General features: G+C 63.9%; 22 protein-coding genes. 2 read left to right on the forward strand and 20 right to left on the reverse strand.

Annotation, left to right across the window (positions count from 1 at the left end; genetic code table 11):
• Nucleotides 1-83: 83 nt before the first annotated feature.
• Nucleotides 84-836 (reverse strand): KilA-N domain-containing protein, encoded by a 753-nt coding sequence (locus LL972_RS19970; RefSeq protein ID WP_323134237.1) that lies wholly within the window; start codon nucleotides 834-836, stop codon nucleotides 84-86.
• A 527-nt stretch (nucleotides 837-1,363) separates the two neighbouring features.
• Between LL972_RS19970 and LL972_RS19975 the strand changes: the two genes are divergently transcribed.
• Entirely contained in the window at nucleotides 1,364-1,804 is a 441-nt protein-coding gene (locus LL972_RS19975; protein WP_228329070.1) for a hypothetical protein, read from the forward strand.
• 6 nt (nucleotides 1,805-1,810) lie between these two features.
• Here the strand turns inward: LL972_RS19975 and LL972_RS19980 are convergent, their stop codons facing one another.
• From LL972_RS19980 to LL972_RS19995, 4 genes are read right to left on the reverse strand one after another with little or no spacing between them, the layout of a single operon-like run.
• Nucleotides 1,811-2,461 carry a hypothetical protein gene (locus tag LL972_RS19980; protein WP_228329071.1) on the reverse strand — a complete coding sequence of 217 codons (651 nt, stop codon included), beginning with the start codon at nucleotides 2,459-2,461 and terminating at the stop codon, nucleotides 1,811-1,813.
• A 2-nt stretch (nucleotides 2,462-2,463) separates the two neighbouring features.
• Nucleotides 2,464-3,141, reverse strand: coding sequence for a hypothetical protein (locus LL972_RS19985; protein ID WP_228329072.1), 678 nt, complete (start codon nucleotides 3,139-3,141; stop codon nucleotides 2,464-2,466).
• Nucleotides 3,141-3,452: a hypothetical protein gene (locus tag LL972_RS19990; protein WP_228329073.1), complete on the reverse strand. Its 312-nt coding sequence runs from the start codon at nucleotides 3,450-3,452 to the stop codon at nucleotides 3,141-3,143. Before LL972_RS19990 ends, LL972_RS19985 begins: the two co-directional genes overlap by 1 nt.
• Nucleotides 3,449-7,564, reverse strand: a complete 4,116-nt coding sequence (locus LL972_RS19995; RefSeq protein ID WP_228329074.1) for a host specificity factor TipJ family phage tail protein — start codon at nucleotides 7,562-7,564, stop codon at nucleotides 3,449-3,451. The genes LL972_RS19990 and LL972_RS19995 overlap by 4 nt, the downstream gene beginning before the upstream one ends.
• A gap of 348 nt (nucleotides 7,565-7,912) precedes the next feature.
• Here LL972_RS19995 and LL972_RS20000 point away from each other — a divergent pair, with 348 nt between their 5' ends.
• Nucleotides 7,913-8,053, forward strand: a complete 141-nt coding sequence (locus LL972_RS20000; RefSeq protein WP_228329075.1) for a hypothetical protein — start codon at nucleotides 7,913-7,915, stop codon at nucleotides 8,051-8,053.
• On the opposite strand, the gene LL972_RS20005 is transcribed toward LL972_RS20000, so the two are convergent.
• The 15 genes from LL972_RS20005 to LL972_RS20075 all read right to left on the reverse strand — a co-directional run.
• Nucleotides 8,038-8,430 carry a hypothetical protein gene (locus LL972_RS20005; RefSeq protein ID WP_104582068.1) on the reverse strand — a complete coding sequence of 131 codons (393 nt, stop codon included), beginning with the start codon at nucleotides 8,428-8,430 and terminating at the stop codon, nucleotides 8,038-8,040. The two genes, LL972_RS20000 and LL972_RS20005, sit on opposite strands and share 16 nt — an antisense overlap.
• Complete coding sequence (locus tag LL972_RS20010; protein ID WP_104582067.1) at nucleotides 8,430-8,891, reverse strand: DUF1833 family protein; 462 nt, start codon at nucleotides 8,889-8,891, stop codon at nucleotides 8,430-8,432. The genes LL972_RS20005 and LL972_RS20010 overlap by 1 nt, the downstream gene beginning before the upstream one ends.
• A complete protein-coding gene (locus tag LL972_RS20015; protein ID WP_228329076.1) occupies nucleotides 8,888-9,244 on the reverse strand; it encodes a hypothetical protein in 357 nt (118 codons plus the stop codon). The genes LL972_RS20010 and LL972_RS20015 overlap by 4 nt, the downstream gene beginning before the upstream one ends.
• Nucleotides 9,244-12,060 carry a phage tail tape measure protein gene (locus LL972_RS20020; RefSeq protein ID WP_228329077.1) on the reverse strand — a complete coding sequence of 939 codons (2,817 nt, stop codon included), beginning with the start codon at nucleotides 12,058-12,060 and terminating at the stop codon, nucleotides 9,244-9,246. Before LL972_RS20020 ends, LL972_RS20015 begins: the two co-directional genes overlap by 1 nt.
• 161 nt (nucleotides 12,061-12,221) lie before the next feature.
• On the reverse strand, nucleotides 12,222-12,701 hold the full coding sequence (locus tag LL972_RS20025; protein WP_228329078.1) for a hypothetical protein: 480 nt from the start codon (nucleotides 12,699-12,701) through the stop codon (nucleotides 12,222-12,224).
• Nucleotides 12,698-13,441 carry a hypothetical protein gene (locus LL972_RS20030; RefSeq protein ID WP_228329079.1) on the reverse strand — a complete coding sequence of 248 codons (744 nt, stop codon included), beginning with the start codon at nucleotides 13,439-13,441 and terminating at the stop codon, nucleotides 12,698-12,700. The genes LL972_RS20025 and LL972_RS20030 overlap by 4 nt, the downstream gene beginning before the upstream one ends.
• A gap of 39 nt (nucleotides 13,442-13,480) precedes the next feature.
• On the reverse strand, nucleotides 13,481-13,912 hold the full coding sequence (locus LL972_RS20035; protein WP_102584265.1) for a hypothetical protein: 432 nt from the start codon (nucleotides 13,910-13,912) through the stop codon (nucleotides 13,481-13,483).
• A complete protein-coding gene (locus tag LL972_RS20040) occupies nucleotides 13,905-14,225 on the reverse strand; it encodes a head-tail joining protein (protein ID WP_228329080.1) in 321 nt (106 codons plus the stop codon). The genes LL972_RS20035 and LL972_RS20040 overlap by 8 nt, the downstream gene beginning before the upstream one ends.
• Nucleotides 14,222-14,998, reverse strand: a complete 777-nt coding sequence (locus LL972_RS20045; protein WP_228329081.1) for a hypothetical protein — start codon at nucleotides 14,996-14,998, stop codon at nucleotides 14,222-14,224. Before LL972_RS20045 ends, LL972_RS20040 begins: the two co-directional genes overlap by 4 nt.
• Before the next feature lie 47 nt (nucleotides 14,999-15,045).
• Entirely contained in the window at nucleotides 15,046-16,050 is a 1,005-nt protein-coding gene (locus tag LL972_RS20050; protein ID WP_228329082.1) for a major capsid protein, read from the reverse strand.
• Nucleotides 16,051-16,120: 70 nt separating this feature from the next.
• A complete protein-coding gene (locus LL972_RS20055) occupies nucleotides 16,121-16,792 on the reverse strand; it encodes a head decoration protein (RefSeq protein ID WP_228329083.1) in 672 nt (223 codons plus the stop codon).
• Nucleotides 16,793-16,794: 2 nt separating this feature from the next.
• The gene (locus tag LL972_RS20060; RefSeq protein ID WP_228329084.1) at nucleotides 16,795-18,204 is read right to left on the reverse strand and encodes a S49 family peptidase; all 1,410 of its coding nucleotides are present in this window, start codon (nucleotides 18,202-18,204) and stop codon (nucleotides 16,795-16,797) included.
• Entirely contained in the window at nucleotides 18,194-19,696 is a 1,503-nt protein-coding gene (locus LL972_RS20065) for a phage portal protein (RefSeq protein WP_228329085.1), read from the reverse strand. The genes LL972_RS20060 and LL972_RS20065 overlap by 11 nt, the downstream gene beginning before the upstream one ends.
• A complete protein-coding gene (locus LL972_RS20070) occupies nucleotides 19,689-19,904 on the reverse strand; it encodes a phage head-tail joining protein (protein ID WP_228329086.1) in 216 nt (71 codons plus the stop codon). The genes LL972_RS20065 and LL972_RS20070 overlap by 8 nt, the downstream gene beginning before the upstream one ends.
• 1 nt (nucleotide 19,905) lies before the next feature.
• Nucleotides 19,906-21,122 (reverse strand): terminase gpA endonuclease subunit (locus LL972_RS20075; RefSeq protein ID WP_228329087.1); only part of this gene is annotated, 1,217 nt, incomplete at its 5' end.

The raw sequence follows: 21,122 nt of genomic DNA on the forward strand, positions 1-21,122 counted from the left end.
CTTCATGGAACCTCCTCGGGAAAGGGGACGAGAAAATTCCACTTCTGGCGTCAGCTAATGGGCGGGGGGATTACCCCCTGTCCTTATGCAGCTGGTGGCAATTTCTTTCTATCAACGCCTACGAGCAACATTCGCTCGAGAAATGCCAGTGCAGATGGGTCGCGCTTACGGAAGTACGTCAGAGCCTTGGTAGGCAGCCAAACTTCATTGAAGTGGATCCTGAAGTCATGCATGTAGCCGATGGGATACATCTTGGCCTCGACCACGCGCCCGTCAGCATAGCTGTGCTTGTAAGTCGGAACTCTGCTGGTGTCGACACCCTTGCTTCGCAGCCAACGAGCGAACATTTTTCCCTCAGATATGTCGGGAACCATGTGGTCCGGCAGCGTGTATCCAAGCGCTTCCAGCGGGGCGATCAGTCCCAGCGTCATCTCGGTCAAGATGGAAAAATGGGTGTATGGCACCTGATCGCGGTTTGCCAAGTAGCGCTGTATGTGGTGCGGCAAACCTGCCTGCGGAGTTCCGTTCGGACGACGCCCGGCAAGCCACTCGTGTACCCACTTTGCGACCGCAACGGCGAACTTGGGAGACAACCATTGCGCGAGATGGGTCGCAACGTTCGGATGCACCCACGTTCCTTGGGGCCCGTTGCCGCCCTTAACTACTTGAATTAACTCCGATGTCGGAATTCCGACATCGGTAGCTAGCTCCTTCAAGAAGTCACAGGTGCTCGAATTTTCCATGTAGTGCGCAAACCGCTTACCAGCAGCCTGGCACATTGCCGTCGCGTTGATGTAGCCGTCAATTTGGCGTTGCTCCACCAAACTGTTGTTCACCTGCCTCTGAATGAGGGGGAGGTTAAATTGATGTTTTGTAAACATTTTTTGCGAGCCCCATGGTGCTGGCTTGCGTTGTTCAACCCACTTGCATACGCCACCGTTTGTTACGCAAATCACTTGCGAACAAAAACCCAAGATGTACACTGCAGGCATTCGGAACCGCCAAGAACCGAAGTTTCACAACGCTTCACCAGTTGAAGTTAGAAGACCAAACGCCCTGACTAGTTACCCCTAGGCGGGGCGTTTTTCGTTTACCGTCCTGAAGCAGGCCGGTAGCTCGCAAGATATTGTGGTCACGTGGAGGGGTCAACACCAAATGTAGGAAATTCCCGAAAACCCTTGTGGCACAAAGCACTGTCTGACGAACGGTCGGCGGACATCCGGAAGATTTCCACATTGCAAGTAGTGCAACTGCGCAGCAGATGAACGTTTTTTCCTGAGCAGGCGCCGCGCATCTTGAGCTCTGCGCCGAGATGCCCTCGCGCCGCCGGCAACAGTCCGGCGCAGCTGATCCGGAGAACGTAATGCACCCATTCCGTGCCACCGCCGCCATGGCGCTTCTTGCCCTTGCCATTCCAGCCGCAGCCAGCGAAGCCGGCCAATTCGGCCGGACAGTCCAGCTGTACGAGGAAACGTCCAGCGCTGGCGAGTCGCTGGATGCTTTCGTCACCCGTATCGCGCCGCGCGCCCGTGCCGCATCGGTCAGCGCCCGGGCGGCGGTTTGTGGCGAGATTCAGGGGAGCGGCCCCTACTCTCTTTCGCTGAAGACCGATGGCCGAAAGGATTGGTGCGAAATACCGAAGGGTACGGCCCCTTCCGTGTTGGTCAACGGTACTGCCAAGGACGCGCGAGCTAACCACTTCTCGATCGCAAATCGGTCCCGCCCTGGCTATCTGGTCACTCCGTGGAGCATCAAGTTCCAGGACCGGGCCGGCGTCCGCGAGGTAACGGCCTCCGGCTTCTGATTCGCCTCACGCCGCTGCCGCATCGACGGCGGACAGGCTGGCAGCGATTGCACGGTTGGTTGCCGCCTTAATCAGCTCCTGCAGCTTCCACCCCTGAAGCTGCTGAGTGGTCGCGGCATCAGGGTAGCGGATGGCATATGTCGGCGCGATCAGGTCGGCGATTGGTGCCGCCAGAACGCCGAGGGCGGCGCCACGGTCTTCAACCTGGAACGTGACGATGCCGCTGTCGTTGGTGGGGTTCCACACGATGGTGATCTGCCGCGCAATCGGGTCAGCATCGGCATCGGGCGCCGCGACATTGGAATCGTAGGCGGCGCGCGTGGCCGCCTTGATGCCCAGCAGCAGATGCACGCCGGGTTCGGTCACCGTATCGCCGGGCACCTTGATCAACTCGCCTGTCGCCGGGTCTGGCTCAGTCGTCGCTGGTGATGTGATGTCGTAGCTGCGGCCGATCAGGTCGCTGATCTGCACGGTTAGCACGCGCAGGAAGGAACGCTCCAGCGTCTGCGTCCAGCCATCGGGGTGCGGCTTGGTCGTCATCTGCTCGAGGTGAAATTCGACCGGCCCGTCGTTGGTGGCCGGGTTCCATCGGATCTCGATGCGCGGCGCCACGATCTTGGTTTGCGTGCCGAAGGTAGGGTTTTCGCTGATGAGCATGGTCAGTATCCAGTAACGTCGAGGATGGGGGCGCGCACCCACGCCTGGCCGTACTGGCCCGGGGCAGGAAACGGGGTGCCATTCGCGCCCGTTTGAGAAAAGCTGCCGGTGTCAATTGCACTGATGCTGGCAACGTTGCCGTTGATGTTGACGACTCCCTTGCGCCACACCACGCTGACCAGCCATTGCGGCCCGCCGCCAACGACGCCACCGGCCGCCAGGATGATGTTGCCTGCCGATCCGGCGAGCGCCGCATACGTGCGCCCCGCTGGCAGCGTGATCGAACCACCTTGGTTGGCATTGCCCTGCAGCAACCCACGCACCCGCATGTACTTGAGAGTCGCGTCGAAAACGACCTGATTGCTCGTGGGGTTGCGAATGACAAGGTAATCGCGGCGCCCGAAGGTGGGCTCGTCGAAGACGTATGCTGTAAAACTTCCGCCAGTCGTGAAGCCATTAAAGGTGAAATTGCTGCCGTTCTGCGTCCGCTGCATAAGCGCGGCGTTGTTCTCACCGAGAAATGCGAGCACCGGATTGGTGCCGCCGATGGTCAGGCTCCAAGTCTTCAAAACGCCCGAGCCTGTTGGGTTGATCGTCTGCTTCGATGCTAGCGCCAGATTCTTCCAATCCTCTGAGATCGCTACACGATTTGGGCCTGCGTTGATCCGCGCGAACGCCATCAAAACCTCCCGTAGTACAACGTTCCGCCTGCACGCGGTTGGTTCGCCGAGTCAGGGGAGCTCCAGCTGATCGTATTCCCGTTGTCGCTGAGGATCGGCAGCAGCGTCGTGCCAGAGCTGCTATCGGCGACGAACCAGTAATACAGCTGGTTCGCACTCCCGGTGATCGGCACCGCCACCGATCCATTGGACCCGCTGGCGATGCCGATCGCTCCCATGTGCTGAGTAAGCAGATCCGAGTCGGGCTGGTCCGTCACCTCCAGCAACACCGCATTGGTCACCTCATCTCGAACGCGTAGAAGCGTCGTCATACACCTGGTCCCATGGCGATCACCTGTACGCCGTTGGGCGCATAGCAGTAAATCCTGCCGTTGACGATCTCACTACGCCCCTGCCCGGCGTCCACACCGACAAATCTCACTTTGTCGAATGCGAAATCCAGGGTGGCACTCGTTCCATTGTTCACAGAGCGCCAGCCGGCCACGCGGTTGTTGACGTCCAGCGCTAGGGTTGCCGAGGCGTAGTAGCTGGCGACGCCGTTCTCATTGACTGTCATCCTGGCTTCGAGCGATTGCGTCGCTGACGCCTGGTCGACCACCGACGTGTCGTCGGTCCACATCGTTGCAACCAGTCCCGGCTCCAGCTTTGCGCGCCGGAAATAGGTACTACCAGGGCTGTTTTCTGCGATGAAGCGGCAGACGAGCCGAATAGTGCCAGACGGGGCGTTGACGCTGATCTGGAACCTCTTCCATGCTGCCCAGCTACCCGAGTCCGCAGAAACAGTGACTGACCCGATCAAACCGGAGGCGCTATGCGCGGCGACCTCGATCCGCCCGACGCCAGAGCCGCTGTCTTTCCAGATATCGCACGACAGCGTGTAGATACCGGCAGATGCGTTCACCGACTGCTCGGCAGCGGCACCGCCGCTTGATGCAGCTAGGCCAAAGTACGGACCAAAATCCGGCCGATTGAAAAGCGCGGCCCCCGGTGGGAGGGTCCACGCCTGACTGCCGCGTGCCCACGTCGGATTGCGCAGCATGTTGGCGTTGATGTTCGTCTTCGCCACCACAGCCGTGACCGCGGTGCTTGTCGCGTTGGCCTGGTTGCCGATCTGCTGCACCTGCGAGCTCAGCGAGTTGAGCGCAGCGGTTTCAGCCTTGCCGGCCACTGCGGCGTTCGTTGCTTCGATGCGCTGGCCGAGCGCCTGGTCACCACTGACGCGAGCCTGATCCACTGCAGTCACACTCGCGGAGGTGGCCAGAGCACCACTACCGGATGGCATGCGCGCCTCCACCACGCCGACCCGCTGCCCCATCACCTCATTACGCCAGACCGCTGCCTCATCCACCGCAGTGACCCTTGCGGCAGTCTCCAGACCGCCGGTGCCGGCGGGCATCCGGGCCTCCACGGTACCGACGCGCCGTCCCAAAGCGCTGTCCGCGTTGGCACGTGCGGTCGCCTCGTCACCAACAGACGCAGAGGTGGCCAGCTGTCCGGCACCAGCAGGCAGCCTCGCAATGACCCCGGAAAGCCGATTGGCCTCGGCTTCGAGTTCGTTCGCTGTCTGGTTAGCCATATCCAGGGCAGCGGCGATAGCCTCGCCTGCGCTCGAGTAGTTGCCGACGTTCTGCCATGTCGACGGATTGTTTGCCGGCACCACACCGGAGTTCTCCAACTCTGCTCGGTACAGCCGCCCGTCGTAACGCACGAAGTCGCCTTTCGGATACAACGCGGTCGAGGTCCATTCGTCCGCGTTGACCAGATCGCCCAATGCAGCATTGAGCGCGTCTGCGTGTGCAATCGCGTCCTCACGTGCCTTGTTGGCTGCCGCGAGTGCGGCCTCGGCGATCTGGCGGTCGCGCGCCGCAGCTTCCAGGAAGCCCTGCCGCACCTCTTCGGTGGTCTGGTCGATCGCCTGCCGCATTTCCTCCTGTAGCTCGCCCAGGTTCTTGCCGAGCGTCTTGTTGACGTACTTGGCAGCCACCGACAGCGTGCCGTTGGTGTTGCGCGCGCGGATGGCGAACGTCCACTTGCCCGAGGCCGGGATGGGCGAGTCGAACGCACCGGTGTGGTAGCCGCTGTCGCCGACCGGCGTCATGGCGTCCCACGCCGGCATCGGCGCGCCCTGCTCCGGGGCCTGGGCGTAGCGGATCTCCGCGCCGGCCAGATTTGCCGACTGGATGGTGTCGTTCCAGAAGCCCCAGGTGTAGCGCCGGATGCCGCCGGAGATCTCCTCCACGTCGAAGATGTCGTAATTGACCGGTGGCGCGTCGGCGCCGATGGTCGTGTAGATCAGCGAGGCACCGATACCCATCTGGCCCTCCGGGCCGAACGGGCGCACGTTGATCGTGTAGGTGCCGGCGCGCGGGATCCGCCACCGGGCCGTGCGGGTGCGCGTCTGCGCCACTTCCTGCAGCTCGCCGTTGCCGTCTGACGCCGAGGCATAGACCACCGCGTGATCGAACGGGCCGGTGATGTCGAAGGTGGCCACCAGATCGGTAGCCGTGACGTCACCGGTGGTGATCTGGTCCTCGTTGATCGCCAGGTTGCTGAGGATCGGCCGGGTGGCCAGTGAAGAACCGTTCTCCGGCCGGATGTACTGCCCGGTCTTGACGAAGATCCAGAACTGCGGCGACTCGGGCACCACGGTGATGCCGGCACCCTTCAAGTCACTTTCGGGCGCGATGCTGGTAACGCGAACGCTGTATCCCGGCGTTGCCTTAAAGTCGTAGATCCAGATCGTGTCGTGCGCCGGGTTGTCCTGCCAGCCGCCGTCGACCATTGAGTCCGCATAGCCCTCGCCTGGCAGCGGCGCATCATCCGGCCACTCCTCTACCAACTGGATGACGTCGGTCGCCTCGGTGAAGCCCCGCACGCGGAACGTGCGGTAGACCGCCTCCCCAGGAATACGCAAGCCGATGAACGCATTGCCCGCTGTGGGCGGCGGCACCGGCTCGTCCAGCGTCAGGGTAATGGTGCCCAGCAGCGGGCTGCGCTCGGCAGCAACGATGCGGCCACCGAAGCCCCACTGCGTGAGGTCGTGGGAGATGGCCAGCTTGCTCAGCCGGCGATAACTCAGATACTCCAGGTCCTGATCAAAGCTGATGTCTTTGTACTGGAACAGGCTCTGGGCCAGGTGGTAGCGCGCCATTTCGACCGCATGGGACTCACGCCGAATCCCTTCGCCGGTGAGGCGCGCCGGGTTGAGCATCGTCTCCACGCCGGGCGCCGGCACCCGCAAGGTCTCAACCTTGTTGGTCGTGCTGTCGAAGTAGCTGTATTCCATGCCGTCGGCAGCGCTGGCCAGCGTGTAGTCGACCGCGAAGCTGCCCTTTTTCATCGTGGCCATGTTCACCACGCCCGACACCGGCTGCTCGTCGGCGGCCCACACCACCGACAGCCGGCCGCCGGCCCAACTCACCTGCCCCATGCCCGCCAGCGCAATCGCCTGCAGCACTTCCTCGTGGTTGCGCTCCTCGGTCAGCCAGTAGTCGTAGGTGTAGCCGTTGGCCTCGCAGTGGGCCATGAAGCCCTGCAACGACTCGATGTCGATCTCTTCGTCCGACTTGCCCATGCCGGCAATCAGCTGGCCCTTCTTATTGAAGTAGCCGCGGGCGTACTTGAGGATATGCGCGCCGTTGTTGCTGGTCTCCTCCGTTACCCAACCGCCATTACGCCAGACCGGAATCGGCGCAGCGATGTGCTCGGCACGCAGCTCGTCGGGCTGGCCGTTGAGCTGGCCGGTGGCCTTCATCAGGATGCCGCTGCGCGAGATCCCGTCGTAGGTAGCGGTATCAGCCTGGACGCTTCCCATGGTCGACCACTGGAAGTCGTTGCGCTGGTTGTTCGGGCCTTCGTAGTTACCTTGACCGAGGATGCGCACCCGCACGTCGTACTGGCCCTTGGCCACATCCGCCGACAGCGTCGCGCGCTTGCTGACGTCCAGCTTGTCACCGGTGTACGTCTGGGTGGCCAGCGTGGCCCAGATCCCGGTGCCGGCTGGCGCGTACTGCACCTGCACGGTTTCGGAAACGTTGTAGGGCTTGCCCGAGGTGCCGACCCCGCCCAGCACGTATTCCAGGTTGATCTGGATGCGCACGGTGTCGGCGCTGGTGGTTCGCGTGACGAAGTCGGCCGTGTCCGGCAGTTCGCCACCGTCGATGGTGTCGACATTGCTGTACAGCGGGATGGCCTGGTCTGGCATCTGGCTGTAGCCGGCATGAAAGACGCTCACGCCCTCGTAGTTGGCCAGCGGTGTGTCGCCATTGGAGAACGCGCCCACGCGTCCCACGCCGATGCCTGGTGTCAGCACCATCCCAAGGTACTGGTCGTCGCCCTCGTAGAAGGTGTAGGGCTTGCTGGCGATGTCGGGAGCAATCGGCACGCGGCCGAACAACAGGCCGAGCGGCTCGTAGGGGCGCATGCGATTGCGTGGCGCCCCAAGGCTGAAGACCGTGCCAGCCGTGCTGGCGGCCGGATTCTCGACCTTGGGCCCGAGCACCTTGTTGATCAGGATCGAGCCGGCAACGAACGCCGCGCTATAGGCCACTGCCGCACCTGTCGTGCCCAGGCCAGCGGCCCAGGTGGCACCCACGCCACCGGTGAAATAGATCAGCGCTGCCATTGCCACGATGTACAGCGCGTTCTTACCGACGGCGCCACGCACCTCAATGACCTGGCGGTCCTTGGGGAAGACATGCGGCCACATGTGACGCGGCACCACACGCCCACCGATCGACACCGTCCACTGGCCCTGGTCCAGGTCCAGCACATGGCGATGCAGGAACTCGCACAGCCGTTCGCCGGGCTTCAGATCCATCGGGATGTGCCGCTGGCCGTCCTGCGTGAGCGGATGCGGCGTCAGCACCAGCTGGCCTTCAATCGCCGGCGCAGTCATCAGACCCATGCGTAGTAACCCTCAATCCTTGCGCCGTAGTCCGGCAGCTCGCGCACCCGGTGCAGCCAGCTGCTGCCCAGCGCGTGTGTTGTATGGAGCACCCAGCCCTCATGGGCGAGGCGAAAGAACAGCCCGACATGCCCGGGCCGCGTCTGGCCCTTGTCGAACATCAGCACCAGGTCGCCGTCGACTGGAGTGGTGGTCGGCACCGCATAGGCACGCGACAACTCGCCCAGCGCCACCTGCCCCGCAGCACCGCGCGGCCTGCGTGCGGGCATCTGCACCTCGCGACCAAACAGCTCGCGTTGCACTTGCACAACCAGGTCGGCGCAGTCGTAGCTGTCGTTGTCGTAGGGAATGCCCAGATACCGCTCGATCTCGATCGCCCGCATCAGTGGATACCTGGCAACGTGTGCGGGTTACCGCGCAGCTTCACGGCCTGCTGGCGCATGAAGAAGTCCACGCCGATCTGCGCGGTGATCAGCGGGCCGCCGGCGCGTACCTGCGTCAAAGGCAGATAAAAGCGGCGCGCGATGACGTTGGGCGCGGTGCGATCCGTGATCAGGTAGCGACACATCACCAACTCGTTTGGCTGGACCCGCTCTAGATCCTCGGTGATGCCGCGCCCTACGTTGTCCACTTCCAGCTGCGCGCGTGGTGTCTGCCCGGCCTGGTCGGCGGGCGGCGTGAACCGGAATGGGCAGCGGATGTAGAGGTTGCCGTTGCTGGTCCAGTCCTGCGTGTCGTTGACGATGCGCAACACGGCAGCAAACGATGGCGCGGTCATCTCCAACAGCTCCAGCGGACCGTCTGTGTCCGTGACGCGCTGGCGGCGTTCCTGGAACGTGCTCATCGCAGGTACTCGATCTGCACATCACACTGGTAAGGCCGATCCACCCCTTCCACGGTGCGCAGCTCGCCGATGTCACCGCCAATGAATTGCGCGGTGATCTGCTTGCCAGTTCGTGGGTGCGCCATGGTGAAGGTGCCAACCACCTTGATCACATCGAAGTACCAGTCCAAGAACGCCGTAGCGTCGTCCACGCTGGAAAAGTCGAAGGACAGCGGCAGATTCACCACCGTCCGCGAATTGATCCGCTCCTGCTTGGCGAGGCCACGCTCCATCTCCGTGCGCTTGACCGAGGGCATGGGCCGCTCGCGAATAGCGTCGTAAAGCACGCCCACATAGCTAGGCAGGCTTGCCATTAGCGGCGCTCCCGCGTGTCAAAGCGGCCTTTGATGGCGCCCGCCATGCGACCGCCACCGGCGATATCTGCAGCACCAATATCGATGATCATTTTGCGGAGTTCGCTGCCGTCGACACCTCGGCTGCGTTCCTCACGCTGCTGCACCTGCTGCCCGGAGTAGTTGTTGATCTCTACGCTCATGCCGCCAGCACCTGCAACGGATGGCCTCGCGGTGCTACCAACGAGCCCGCCGGCGGCATAACCGCGCCCGCGGCGGATGGTGCTCAGTAGCGAGAGAAAGCCTCGCGGCCCGCCGATCGCAGCGATATCGAGCTGGCTCAGCACGCCCTCGCCCTTGTGCACAATGCCGGCTGGCTCGAATTTGCCGCCAGGCCCGGTGTAGCCGCCGGTGTCCCAGCCCCGAACGAACTGGTTCACGTTGTTGCCAAATGTGCCCATCGTTCCCGACACAGCGCCAGCTGAAGCGCCACCGCCGAAAAACGCACCCAGCAGGCCGCTAATGCCACGCTTGGCATTCATCCGGACGAAATCCGCGATGATGGAGTCAGCCATATCGCTGAAGCTAAGCTTGCCTGTCTTGGTGGCCTTGACCACCATGTCCTCAAACGAGGCCAGACCAGAGGTGGTGGCACTCTCCACCATGCCGGCGGCATTACTGGCCTCGTCGCGGTAGTTGGCCCAGGCTGCCGATGCGCCCTTACTCCAATCGGCCTGCGCTTCCGACATCCGCACGTAGCCATCGCGGATCACCTGCACGCGCCGCTCGGTTGCAGCACGCACTGCGGCTTCTTCGGCCGCCGCAGTCGCCTCGTCAATCCGGCCCGCGTTCTTCTGCAGGGCTAGCTCATTGAGGCGCTGCGCCTGTTCCTTGTAGACGCCATTGAGGCGCTGCTGGATCTCGAACTCGCGATCGCCCGCGCCGACACGGGCAACCATCGCATCCATATCCTCCTGCAGCGCATCCGTGCTGGCGTCGAGCGCCGCCTTGTAGGAGGCAAGCGCGTCTTCGCGCTGCTTCTTCAGCTTGCCCTCTTCGGTGGACAACACCTCAAGGGCTGCGGCGCCCTCGGTGCGCACCTTGGCCAGTTGTGCCTCCAATTCGCCGACCTGCTTATTGACGTCGATCGACTGCTTGCCGCTGACGTTGCGGCTGTTGAGGTAGTCGATCTGCTTCTGCAGCGACTGCGCCTCGGCGGCCGTGCCGCGCTCTGCCAGCTCACGCATGCGCTGGTAGTAGGTTTCGGCCGACACCTCGCGCGCCTGGTACTGCGCCTGCAGCACCTTGGTGCTGGTGGTGATCTGCGCCTGCTCGGCGGTGAACGCATCCTTGATGCTTTGCAGGCCTGCAGAGCGGCTGGCAGTTGCGAGACTTGTGGCACCCTGCGCACCCTTCGCGGCATCCGCTTTGCGCAACGCCTGCTCGCGCTCGGCAAGCAGCTTGGCGTCCGTCACCCCCTCTTTCGCCGCGTCCTCCCGCATCTGCTTGATGCGGCCCTCCAGATCAAGCGTCTTGCCCAGTTGCCGGTTCGTCTCCTCTTGGAACTTCAGGCGTGCCCGCGCTTGCTCAGAGTCGACTGTGGGTGCTCGATCGACCGTTGCGACCACGTTGGAAAAGTCCGGCCCCGCAGCGTTTTCCAGCGCGCCCCTAGAAGCCTTGATGAGGCTACCCAGCGCGCCCATCGAATTGAGCATGCCGCCGCCGATCGTCTGGCCAGCGGTGCTCTTATCGGCCTGATCCTGCTTCTGGGCGATCTCGTCCAACAGCCCCGAGTAACGAGCAAGGCCGCCGACGACGCCACCTGAGTTGGCCAATGCGGCGCTCAGCCTTTTCCAGACGACACTGTTGCCGAGCGCGTCCTGCTTGGAGATCACGCGGTCCAGCAGATCGGCGTACTTCTCGACCTCGCCCCAGGCGCCAGAAGCCTCGTCCTTGATGCTGGTCCACGCCTTAGACATTGCCGGCATGTCCGTCTGAGCACGCCTCGCCACGCTCTCCAAATGCGAGTCGTAGAGCTGGACCGCCTCAGCAACAGCCTGCTGCTTGTTGCCTTCTTCGACCAGGGTGTTGATGCGGTCCAACTGCGTCTGGGTCAGGAAGTGCTCGGTCTCGTTGAGCTTGAGTAGCGCCTCGACCGGATCCTTGCGGATGTCCTCGAACTTGGCGATCGTTTCGTCGATCGCCTGCCCGGTTGCGGCCTGCATCAGCGCAGCGCTGGCCGCGACCCGGTCGAACTGCTCTCCCGTGAATTTCCCGGACTCGGCGACCTTGAGCACCGCCTCGCGAGCACTGCCCAGGGAGACGCCGTCCAGCTGATCCAGCTTCGAGACCAAGCCCTCCAGCTGCCCAGTAGACGCAGCTGCGTAGTTGCCTGTGTCTAAAAGTGCCTTGCTGAAGGCGATGGATCGATCCTCACCTTGCTTCCAAGCCAGGAACAGCGCAGCGGCAACGGCAGTCGTGATCGTCAGCGGGTTCACCATGCCTGCGATCGCTGAGGTCACACCAGATATCGCTGGGCCTATGCCGCCGAAGCTGTCCTTGATCTGCCCACCCTGCTGCACCAGGATCGTGAACCACGGCATGCCGCCCTGAACGCTGGTAAAGATGTCGGTGAACTGCATCGGCAGTTGCGCCAACGCCTGGCTTGTTTGCCCAGACGTCCTCCCGAGCATGCTGATGACGTTGTTCGACGGCAACGGCTGACTGGCTTGCTTGCGCACATCCGAAAGCTGGCCGCGAAGCACGGCCATACCCTGCTTGATGTCATTGAGGTCCGCACTGATGCGAACCCGCAGATTTGCGGATTGGTCTGCCATTTAGCGTGTCAGGTCTTTTAGGTACTTTTTAAAGGCGGCGGGCTCAGCACCCATCGCCATCCGCACGGCCTGCGCCGTGGATGCTTCCCGCATCAGTAGCTGCTCGCGGTCATCGCGCACAGCTGCTGCAGCAAATGCCCTGGCTTGAACCAGGGTGTACGTCAGGACGTCTCGCCGCTGGTGTCCGCGGGCGACGAGGTAGTGGACGAGATCGGCCCATCCGGTTGCGCCTGCGTCATTCCCACCGCTTCGATCGCCTTGCCGGCGGCTCGCATCAGGCTCGGCAGGCGCTGGCCGAAAAAATCTTCGTTGAGCTCCACCACCGCCTCGGCCAGCGCAGCGGCATCTGCCAGTGAGGCGCCGCCAACCCATGCTTCCGGCTTGCCGGCCACGATGGCACCGCCCTTTGCGAAGGCATCGGCGTCCTGCTCGAGCACGTCCATCATCAGCGCAGCCACCTCGATGGTGGCACCGGCGCTGACCAGGCTTGCGGCGACGATGACCCGGCCGATGATCGGCCGGGTTGCTTTGATGAAGGGGCCAATCTGCGCCAGTGTCAGCGGCGTCACTTCCAGCTGCACGCCACGAAAGGTGATCACGCGGCTGGGCGGCGTGATCACGTCGATGTCGTCAGCGCTCATTCCTGGATGTCCACGGTGAAGTACTGCGACAGGCCTACACCCTTGTTGGTATCGGCCAGCAGCGCGCCGGTCACCTCGCCAGCACCATACTCGTCACCGATCAGGTCAAGCTGCGCCATGACGCCACCGCTGACCTTGTGTGCATGCACGCGCACTTCCTTGCCGCTGCGCGCTTCGTTGAGACCCAGGAAAAGCACTTCGTACTGCTTCTGGCTGGTGGTAAATGCCTCCACACGCTTGGTAGCACTATGCGCGTATGCGACGCTCAGATTCGCAGCGCCATTTACCGATGCAGGGATGTCGCTATCGAGCGGAATGAACAGGCCACCATCGCGCAGTTCGTAATCGATGCCGACGTCGTAAGTGGTGGTGCCGGCGGCGTTCTTCACCGAGGTGATCGCCGTCGCGCGGCGTGCCAGCGGAATGAACCCACCCGGATAGGCAACGATGGCCTCGCTGGCAACGCTGCCTGCAGCGAGCGTGGTCACCGTGCCACGCAGGGCGCGCGCAAAGTTTTCCGGGGCGAAGTCATGGAAGGTGTAGGCCATCTGGACCTCCGTCACACGGTCGACGCGATTGCGCGTACCGCCGCCGCCCTTGGTGTGGTCGGCCAACGTGATGGGGTTGGTCTGCGGACTGAAGTTCAGCGCGCTGACGTTGCCTACTTCCTCGAAGGGAGCGGCCGCCGCGTACTCGCGAATGAGGACCTTGCCGCTGCCCAGGTAGCTGTAATCGTCCATCGTGTATTGCCTCTGTCGTGATGCCGCTTGGGCGGCGGGTTACTTGGGGATGTGGGATTGGTAGGACACGACGGCCCCCACCCAGCCGGCACCGGCGTCGGGCTTCACGGGCTCCATCGATAGGTACTGCGGGAACTCGATACCGACTGGATATCGCTGCTGCTGGTCCGCCATGGCTGCTTCTACGTCCGAGATGGCGGCGTCCAGCGCGGCCTGTGCTGCATCCAGCGCGGCCGGCACCTTGACCACCACCACTACCGTCGTCAGCCGATGCGTACGGACCAGAGCGGGCTGGCTCGCTCGCTGCTGCTTGGTCACAAGCACGGTCAAAACGGCGGCTTCGTCGGCATCGACTTGGCCCGGCTCAAGGGTGAGCGCCAGCCCGACGTCGGTTGAGAAACCGTTCGCCTTGGTGATTCGCTGCACGCATGCGCCGATGGCGGCACGCAACTGCTGCCGAGGGCTATCCATTGGCGACCACCCATTGGCTGATGGACTCGTCCTGCCGGATCCGCCGGTCGAGTACGAAAACCTCATCGTTCAGTGCCAGGCGCGCCAACCGAACCGGCTCCACCTCTGACCTCTGGAAGGTGATGAGTGTCTGCGGCGCACTTACCGCAGCCTCGTCGTCGCCAAAGTCGGCGACATCACGATCGATGGTCACTGTGCACGGCAGTTGGGCACCGCCAGGGGTCGTGTAGACAGCTCCATCCGCAAGCCCAGCACCCTTGAACACCGTGAACGCTGCGGCATCGAAGCGGCGCAGAAAGTCGCGCTGGCTCATCGTTGCACCTTGGTGATTGCGGTCTGGATGGCTTTCTCCAGCTCGCGGTTGAAATAGAACGGCATCAGCTTGTCCCAGGTACGCTGGGCGAGCCCGAAGATGTCGTAGCGCGGCTTGTAGGTCGCCTGCTTGGTGAAAATGAAGATGCTCCGGACGGCGCTGCCGAACCCGGTGTTGATGCGCTCGTAGATGCCAGGTTTGAGGCGGCCTCGTTGCTTCGTAATGGCGAAGTACTGGCCCCCACGCTTTTTCCGCGATTGCCGGCGCCGCACACTGACGTTGCTCTCCCGGTTTTCGTTCTGGTAGCGGTCGCGTTGCGCCTGCAGCTGCGACAGGATCGCCGTCACCTGGCTGCCGCGCACGTTGCCGTATTGGTCTGGAGTGGCGCCGCGGCCGATCACTGCGAACTGTCCCGCCGGCATGAGCCCCTTGGCCTGCAGCAGTACTTCGATACCCTTCTTTCGACGGCTACCGCCTTCCACTTCGGCCAGCAGGTACTTCGCCGGCGGCGTGCCCTTGAAGGCCTCGTCGCGCAGGAAAATCTCGGCGAAAAGACGCTGCTTAGTCGCCTTGCGGTACATCGCCGCATTGATGGTCAGCGGCGCTGGTCTATCGAAGACACGGGGCGCGGTGCGCTTCCACGTCTCCCGAATCTCAAATGCAGTGGCATTGCATGCCTGCACGATTGCGAAGGGCAATTGATCCCGCTCGAGAGCAGTGAACTGCCGGCCGAGCATGTTGTCGGCATCGACATCGATCTTGATCTGGCTCATGCGTCCCTCAGCGCAGCCCGGCGCGCATCACGCGCCGGGCTACTTGATCAGGCGTTGCCGCTGGCCTTCAGGCGGACCACCGCGCGCGGCCGGGTGTTGAGGTTGATCGGGTTGGACTGGCTCTCCATGTCCACACCCTTGTTCATCCGCAGCGGCTCGAGCTTGGTGTAGTACGGCAGGCCGATGCGCTTGACCGTTTCCATGTAGTCCGCCGGCGCGAACCGGGTAATGAACATGTCCGGCACACCGAGCGGGAACGCCAGCGCCTCTCCGGCCGGAATGAACGGCTGGTTGCCCAGGCCACCCACCATTTCCTCATAGACCACGCCGCCCAATTCGAAGCCCGCGCGGACGTCATTGCGCAGCGCGGCGCCGTCCTGCCAGCGCGCGTAGGCGTCACGCACATCCTTGTGCTCAATCAGCGCATCGAAGAACTCCGGGCTGCACAGGGCGCGCACGCCGTTGTAGGGAACGCCGCCCAGTTCGAGCTCGATGGCACGCTTGACCGCCAGCGACTTGCTGCGCACCTTGGTGGCGTCGGTCCCCAGGCCGAACGGGATGGTGATCTGCTCCACCCCGAACTCGTCGTACATGTCCCAGATCACCGAACCGTCGGCATCCAGCACTTGGCCGCGGATCGCGCCGATGCGGTGGTACTCGATGGTGTAGTCGACGTCGCGGCGGTGAATGACCTGCAGCGCGTTGATGACCGCCGCGACACTCTCGCCCGCGGGATCATCGTCGCGCACCACGTTCAGCAGCTCGTCGGCCATGACCGTCGAGCGCTGCGGAAGATGCGCGGTCTCGAAGATCTGGACGTTGCCACGGGTGAGCGCCTTGGGCTGCGCCGGCGCGCCGCGCGGAACGTTCGGCACCAGCACCAGCTTTGCGCCGTTGATGCCGACCTTGACGATGTTGGTGCCGACCAGACCCGCTTCGGTGAACAGGCCGAGCTGCGCGATGCGCGTGGGCGTCGCCGGCAGATTGTTGACATAGGCGTTCAGAGCGCCAGAGCTCAGCACACCAAGTGCCAGGAGGGTTTGCAGATCCATGATTGGTTTCCTTGAGGCAAATAGAAAGCCCCGCATGAGCGGGGCTGGAGTGGTGCCGAATGTGGGTTGATCAGGCCGCGGCGGTGATCACGATCTCGTCGCTGACGTCGGAGGTCAGCCCGGCCGATGCAGCGGTCAGGGTGAAGGTGCCGGCCACGCTGAAGGACACGGTCGGCCAGGTCACCACACCGTCGACTGCTGCCTTGGCGCCACCACCGGTGAGCGCCCCGCCGCCGGCGGTCTTGGTCAAGGTGACCGATGCCGCGCTGCCGTTGACCAATGCACCGAACACATCCTTGACGTGCGCGACCACCGGCCCGATGGGCGCGCCAGCGGCACCGCCGACGGGCACCTGGACGAACTCGATGTGGTGCGCGGCACCCGACTTGATCGGCACGAACGTCCAGCGGACTGAAATGCCGGCCTGCTGCAGGCTCTGCACGGCCAGCAGCTTTTCATCGGCAGTGGTGTCGCTGGCCCAGCTCAACAGCTCGCCGTGGACCTCCGCGTCGCGGGCAATCGCCGTGGCCTTGACGGCCTCGGTCGACGCGTCGACCGCGCCATACAGGACCTTGACCGCGTCGGCGCCGTCGGCGGCCTTCGTGTTATCGGCCTTGAGCAGCGTGCCGGCAACCAGGTTGCCCTGGCCGGCGGGAATGACGATCAGCTCGCGGCTGCGCTGGCCGTTGCTTTCGGACAGCAGAAACTCGGCGTTACGGACGCCATTGATGTAAAGCTCCATCTTCAGTTACCTCGTTTTTGGTAGATGGTTGCGGGATTGAGGGAGGCCTTCACTTCGGCCTGCCGCTTCGCGGCGTCCGACGCCGGAAGAGTGGTGACGATCTGCGCAGCGCGCCCTTCCTCGGCCTTCAGCGCCAGGAGCTGGGAGCGCACCGCGCTCAAATCGGTGTTTTTCTCGACGTAGTCCGCCGCCAGGGACTCGCCGCCGCGCATTGCAGCTGCGCAGGCATCGCGCACGCTCGACGCGTAGGCCACGGCATCCTCCGGCGTCTGGCCGGTGATCGGGCCGCGCCGGATAAGCGCCATCTGCAGATCGGCCGGCAGTGTGCTTGCGGCAATCACGCGACTCTCGATTGCAGCCGCGCGATCTGCTGCAGTTTCATCGCTAGCGGTGGCCAAGGCCGGAATGCGCGATTCGATCACCTGGACGCGGCCCGCAGCAGCCACGGTAGCGGCTGCATCGTCGGCCTCTTCGTCGTCTCCCGGCTGCTGCGGCGCATCAGCGTCCGGTGTGCCCAACTCAGCAACCATGTCGTCCCACGTGCCAAGCCGCGTGGCAAAGCCGGCCGCGACGGCGGAGGCGCCACGAAAGGTTCCCGCTTCCGTGGCGCGCACTGCCGCTTCGTCCATCCCGCGGTTGCGCGCCACAGTGCTGACGAAGAGGCCGTAGAGCATGTCGATATCGGCCTGGGCGTCGGCCTGTGCTTCTTCGCTCAGCGGGAAATTCGGGTTGAAGTCGACCTTGCGTGCTCCGCCATAGATCGCCGTGACCTTGAGCCCCATCTGCGCGTTATTCGCGCTCCAGTCGTAATGGAAGCCGACCACGCCGATCGATCCGACGCCGCCGGTGCGGCTGACCCAGATCTGGTCGCACGCACTGGCCAGCGCGTACGCGGCCGAGTACGCATAGTCGTCCACGAGCGCATGGATCGGCTTGACGCCGCGCGATGCGTAGATGTGGTCGGCGAGGTCGAAGCAGCCGGCGGCCATGCCCCCAGGCGAATCCAGGCGCAGGACGATCGCGTCGACCTTGTCGTCTGCAAGGGCCTCGTCGAACACGTCGCGCAGCGCTGCGTAGCTCACGGGGCCGCCACCGCTCGGGCCAGGCATCGGACGATTGACCAGACCGCCACTGACGTTGATCACCGCGATGACGCGACCAACGCTCTCGGCAGGCGCGGGGCTGGCCGGCACATTGTCCACGCTGGTGTCGGCCCCCACGACCACACGGTCGCAACTCAGGAGGGTGTCATCGCTCGTCACCGCGCCTTCGAGATAGGCGCCAATCAGTGCCTCGCCCATGCCCGCATGCACCAGCAATGGCCGGTTGAGTGCTGCGGTTGCGAGCGAGGCGACAACCGGGTGCTTGCTGCGGCCGAACAGCCGCGCGAGGAGGCCTGGCTTATTGCTCATCGGGGTTTCCTTCGTCGGTGGCGCCCTGAGGGTCGCCAGAATTGCCGTTGTCAGCGCCGTGCGACTGCTCGGCGCCGGATGTGTTTGTGCGTCGCGCATCGCTGTCGAGCACCAGACCGAGCGCGTCAGCCCGGTCGTTGCTCGCCTTGATCTCGGTATCCACCTGCTCGGGATCCTCGCCCGCGCCCAAGATCACCTTGTCGCGCGACTTGAAGCCGGCGCGCACGGCGGCCTTTTCTGCGCCCACGTCCTGCACCGGGTGGCTCCACGGCCAGCCTTCGGGTACCCATAGCGTTTCGGTGACCTCGTCGCGCTGGTCCGCATAGCCGGGCACGGCAAGCAGGCCGGCCAGCACGGCCTGGTCAAACCATGCGTCGCGGACGCGCTGGCAGAACATCGGGATCATGTAGAGCCACTGGTCCGACTCGATGACCCGGCGAAACTCGTTGAGGATCAGCCTCAGCGCGCGGTCCGAGACGTTCCGGAGATCACCGGTCAGCACCTCATACGGAATGTCGTGGCCGGCAGCGATCGCCATCAGGTGACCGCGCAGGAACTCGGCGTAGTCGGTCCCGGCGCCGGGAGGCGTCGAGAACTGGACCTCGTAGCCCGGTGGCAGCTCCTGCATCGTCGCCGGCTCCAGCCCAGCGAGCGGCGTGCCATCGGCATCCATGCCCGTCTGCATGTCATCCGTCATGGGCGTGGCGCCGCCGAGCTCACCCTCTTGTGCCTCGGGAACCTTGTAGAACCCTGCGAACAAGTTGGCGATGGCCTGACGCTCAAGCACAGCGTCATCGAGCCGGTCGAGATTGAACATGCGCAGCAGCACCGCGGCCGACGCGGGCACGCCGCGCAGCGCGCCGGCCCGGTTCGGACGGTAGAGGTGGATCACCTGCTCTGCGGGAACCCGCACGAGCTCGTGGCCGTTCGGCACCATCGCCTGGTCGCCCGGATGCTCGCGGAACATCCAGTACGCCACGCGGCGGCCGATTGCATCGAACTCGATGCCCTCGCGGATCACATTGCCGTTGGTGGCCACCGAGTAGTACCCACGGGGGCACTGCTCGGACTCAACAAGCTGCAGCTGCATCGGAACCGGAAGTCCGTCTCCTGGACGGCGGAAACGGATCCGGGCAAACACCTCGCCCGCTTCCTTCCACTCGCGCCATGCCAGCGCCTGCTGACCGTAGAAGTCCAGAACGCCGTCGGCGTCGCTGTACTTGATCCACCGCTTCCACAGCTTGGACGTCGCGGCTTTAAACGCCTTGGTGCCCCACAGGGGCTTCGCCTGGATGCCGGTGGCAATGCCGTTCGACACGCTCTTGTTGAGCGCGCTGACCGCCCACGGATCATTGCGTGCGAGGTGACGCGCGCGCGCCAGCACCGTTGGCAAGTTGACCAGGGCAGCATTCGGGCCCTGCACCACCGGCGGCAGGAGGCGCAAGCGCCGGCCCATGCCGCCTGCGCGGTAGCTTCCTTCGAATTCAGCCATTGCCCGTACCGGATTGGAACAGGCGCATGGTGCGGCGGCGGGGCCGCACACCAAGGCTTGCCCCGAACTCACCGCGCATCTGGGTCAGCAGGCTGCGCATCTCCTTCAGGCTGTGATAGGTCACCTGTCGATCGCCATAGCGCACGGTCAGCGTGCCACTCGCAATTGCCGACTCCAGCGAGGTGATTTGTTCTTGCGTGAATGCCATCTCAGCGTCCCAAGTATTTGCTGCGTACGACCCGACGACGCGGAGCGCGCGGCCGCGGGATCTCCGCCACCTCACCCACGACCACTTCCGGATTTCGATCCCACTCTGCTGCCCATGCCGGCGGAGCGTCCCAGCGAATCGCCGGGACCTTCAGCCACTGCGCGAGCGCCTCTGCGTACACCGCCAGGTCGAACGCTTCATTGCGTCGCTTCGCCAGGTTCTCCCAGCCCTTAGCGGTGCGCGTTTCCGCGACCAGCTCTTCGAAATAGCTCGTCGGCAGCCAGTCCGGGAAGTGGTAGAAGCCGGGGCCCGGCTGCTCGCGCTTCACGTTGGCCGCGACGGTGTCTTTGAGCCTGTCGACGTTGAGCAGCAGCTGCGGCACGTCGCCGGCTGAGCCGGACTTACGATCCTTGCGCTTGCTGCTGTCCGGATAGGTCTCGCGGAACAGCGCGCCGTTGCGATTCGGATCGCCCTTCACTAGGCGGACGCGCCAATGCAGGCCGCGCAGCTTGAGCGAACGCCAGAACTCCAGCGCTCGCACCGATGTTCCCGACTTGCCACCCCAGTCGATACCCACCGCACGGATCGGCATGCTTCTGCCGGTGTCGTCCTGCAGCTGATATCGGCGCTGGATGACCTTGTCGACCAGGCGCTCCCAGTCTTCCAGGTACTTCGCTGGCTCCAAGCCGAGGAAGCCGCCGGCGCCATCCTCGCGCTGCGACGTGCGCAGTGCGAACCAATCGACCACCCAGCGCTCCAAGCCGCCGCCTTCGCCCGGCCCCCACCCGGTGACTTTCACCACGAAGCGGTTGGCCTGAATGTCGACAGTGGCGAGCAGGAACCTGACACCTTGCGGCACCACTCCAGCGGGCCACGTCTCTGCGCGGTCCTCCATATCGCTGGGATTCGATGTCGAACGCGCCGCCATCGGGAGGTAGTTGATCGCGCCATCGACGTTGTGCGTCGACTTCAGCGGCCTCTCCTCACCTGTCGTGGCAAAGGTGCGCAACGCCTGCAGGTATCGCTCCATCAGCGATTCCCAGGACTGATACACCGCAGCCACACCACCGAGCCAGTAACTCGCGATGCGCGTGTCGATCGACTCGCCTTCAATCGAGCCATCTGGGTGAATTTCCTGCCCTTCGGTAATCCCCCCGCCCATTAGCTGACGCCAGAAGTGGAATTTTCTCGTCCCCTTTCCCGAGGAGGTTCCATGAA

The organism is Xanthomonas campestris pv. asclepiadis, assembly GCF_020784175.1.
GTDB lineage: Bacteria > Pseudomonadota > Gammaproteobacteria > Xanthomonadales > Xanthomonadaceae > Xanthomonas > Xanthomonas campestris_D.

Coding starts and splice junctions, on each gene's coding strand:
- LL972_RS19975 (WP_228329070.1), top strand. CDS start 1,364: ATGCACCCATTCCGTGCCACCGCCGCCATGGCGCTTCTTGCCCTTGCC.
- LL972_RS19980 (WP_228329071.1), bottom strand. CDS start 2,461: ATGCTCATCAGCGAAAACCCTACCTTCGGCACGCAAACCAAGATCGTG.
- LL972_RS19985 (WP_228329072.1), bottom strand. CDS start 3,141: ATGGCGTTCGCGCGGATCAACGCAGGCCCAAATCGTGTAGCGATCTCA.
- LL972_RS19990 (WP_228329073.1), bottom strand. CDS start 3,452: ATGACGACGCTTCTACGCGTTCGAGATGAGGTGACCAATGCGGTGTTG.
- LL972_RS19995 (WP_228329074.1), bottom strand. CDS start 7,564: ATGCGCCCCTACGAGCCGCTCGGCCTGTTGTTCGGCCGCGTGCCGATT.
- LL972_RS20000 (WP_228329075.1), top strand. CDS start 7,913: ATGGCGATGCAGGAACTCGCACAGCCGTTCGCCGGGCTTCAGATCCAT.
- LL972_RS20005 (WP_104582068.1), bottom strand. CDS start 8,430: ATGCGGGCGATCGAGATCGAGCGGTATCTGGGCATTCCCTACGACAAC.
- LL972_RS20010 (WP_104582067.1), bottom strand. CDS start 8,891: ATGAGCACGTTCCAGGAACGCCGCCAGCGCGTCACGGACACAGACGGT.
- LL972_RS20015 (WP_228329076.1), bottom strand. CDS start 9,244: ATGGCAAGCCTGCCTAGCTATGTGGGCGTGCTTTACGACGCTATTCGC.
- LL972_RS20020 (WP_228329077.1), bottom strand. CDS start 12,060: ATGGCAGACCAATCCGCAAATCTGCGGGTTCGCATCAGTGCGGACCTC.
- LL972_RS20025 (WP_228329078.1), bottom strand. CDS start 12,701: ATGAGCGCTGACGACATCGACGTGATCACGCCGCCCAGCCGCGTGATC.
- LL972_RS20030 (WP_228329079.1), bottom strand. CDS start 13,441: ATGGACGATTACAGCTACCTGGGCAGCGGCAAGGTCCTCATTCGCGAG.
- LL972_RS20035 (WP_102584265.1), bottom strand. CDS start 13,912: ATGGATAGCCCTCGGCAGCAGTTGCGTGCCGCCATCGGCGCATGCGTG.
- LL972_RS20040 (WP_228329080.1), bottom strand. CDS start 14,225: ATGAGCCAGCGCGACTTTCTGCGCCGCTTCGATGCCGCAGCGTTCACG.
- LL972_RS20045 (WP_228329081.1), bottom strand. CDS start 14,998: ATGAGCCAGATCAAGATCGATGTCGATGCCGACAACATGCTCGGCCGG.
- LL972_RS20050 (WP_228329082.1), bottom strand. CDS start 16,050: ATGGATCTGCAAACCCTCCTGGCACTTGGTGTGCTGAGCTCTGGCGCT.
- LL972_RS20055 (WP_228329083.1), bottom strand. CDS start 16,792: ATGGAGCTTTACATCAATGGCGTCCGTAACGCCGAGTTTCTGCTGTCC.
- LL972_RS20060 (WP_228329084.1), bottom strand. CDS start 18,204: ATGAGCAATAAGCCAGGCCTCCTCGCGCGGCTGTTCGGCCGCAGCAAG.
- LL972_RS20065 (WP_228329085.1), bottom strand. CDS start 19,696: ATGGCTGAATTCGAAGGAAGCTACCGCGCAGGCGGCATGGGCCGGCGC.
- LL972_RS20070 (WP_228329086.1), bottom strand. CDS start 19,904: ATGGCATTCACGCAAGAACAAATCACCTCGCTGGAGTCGGCAATTGCG.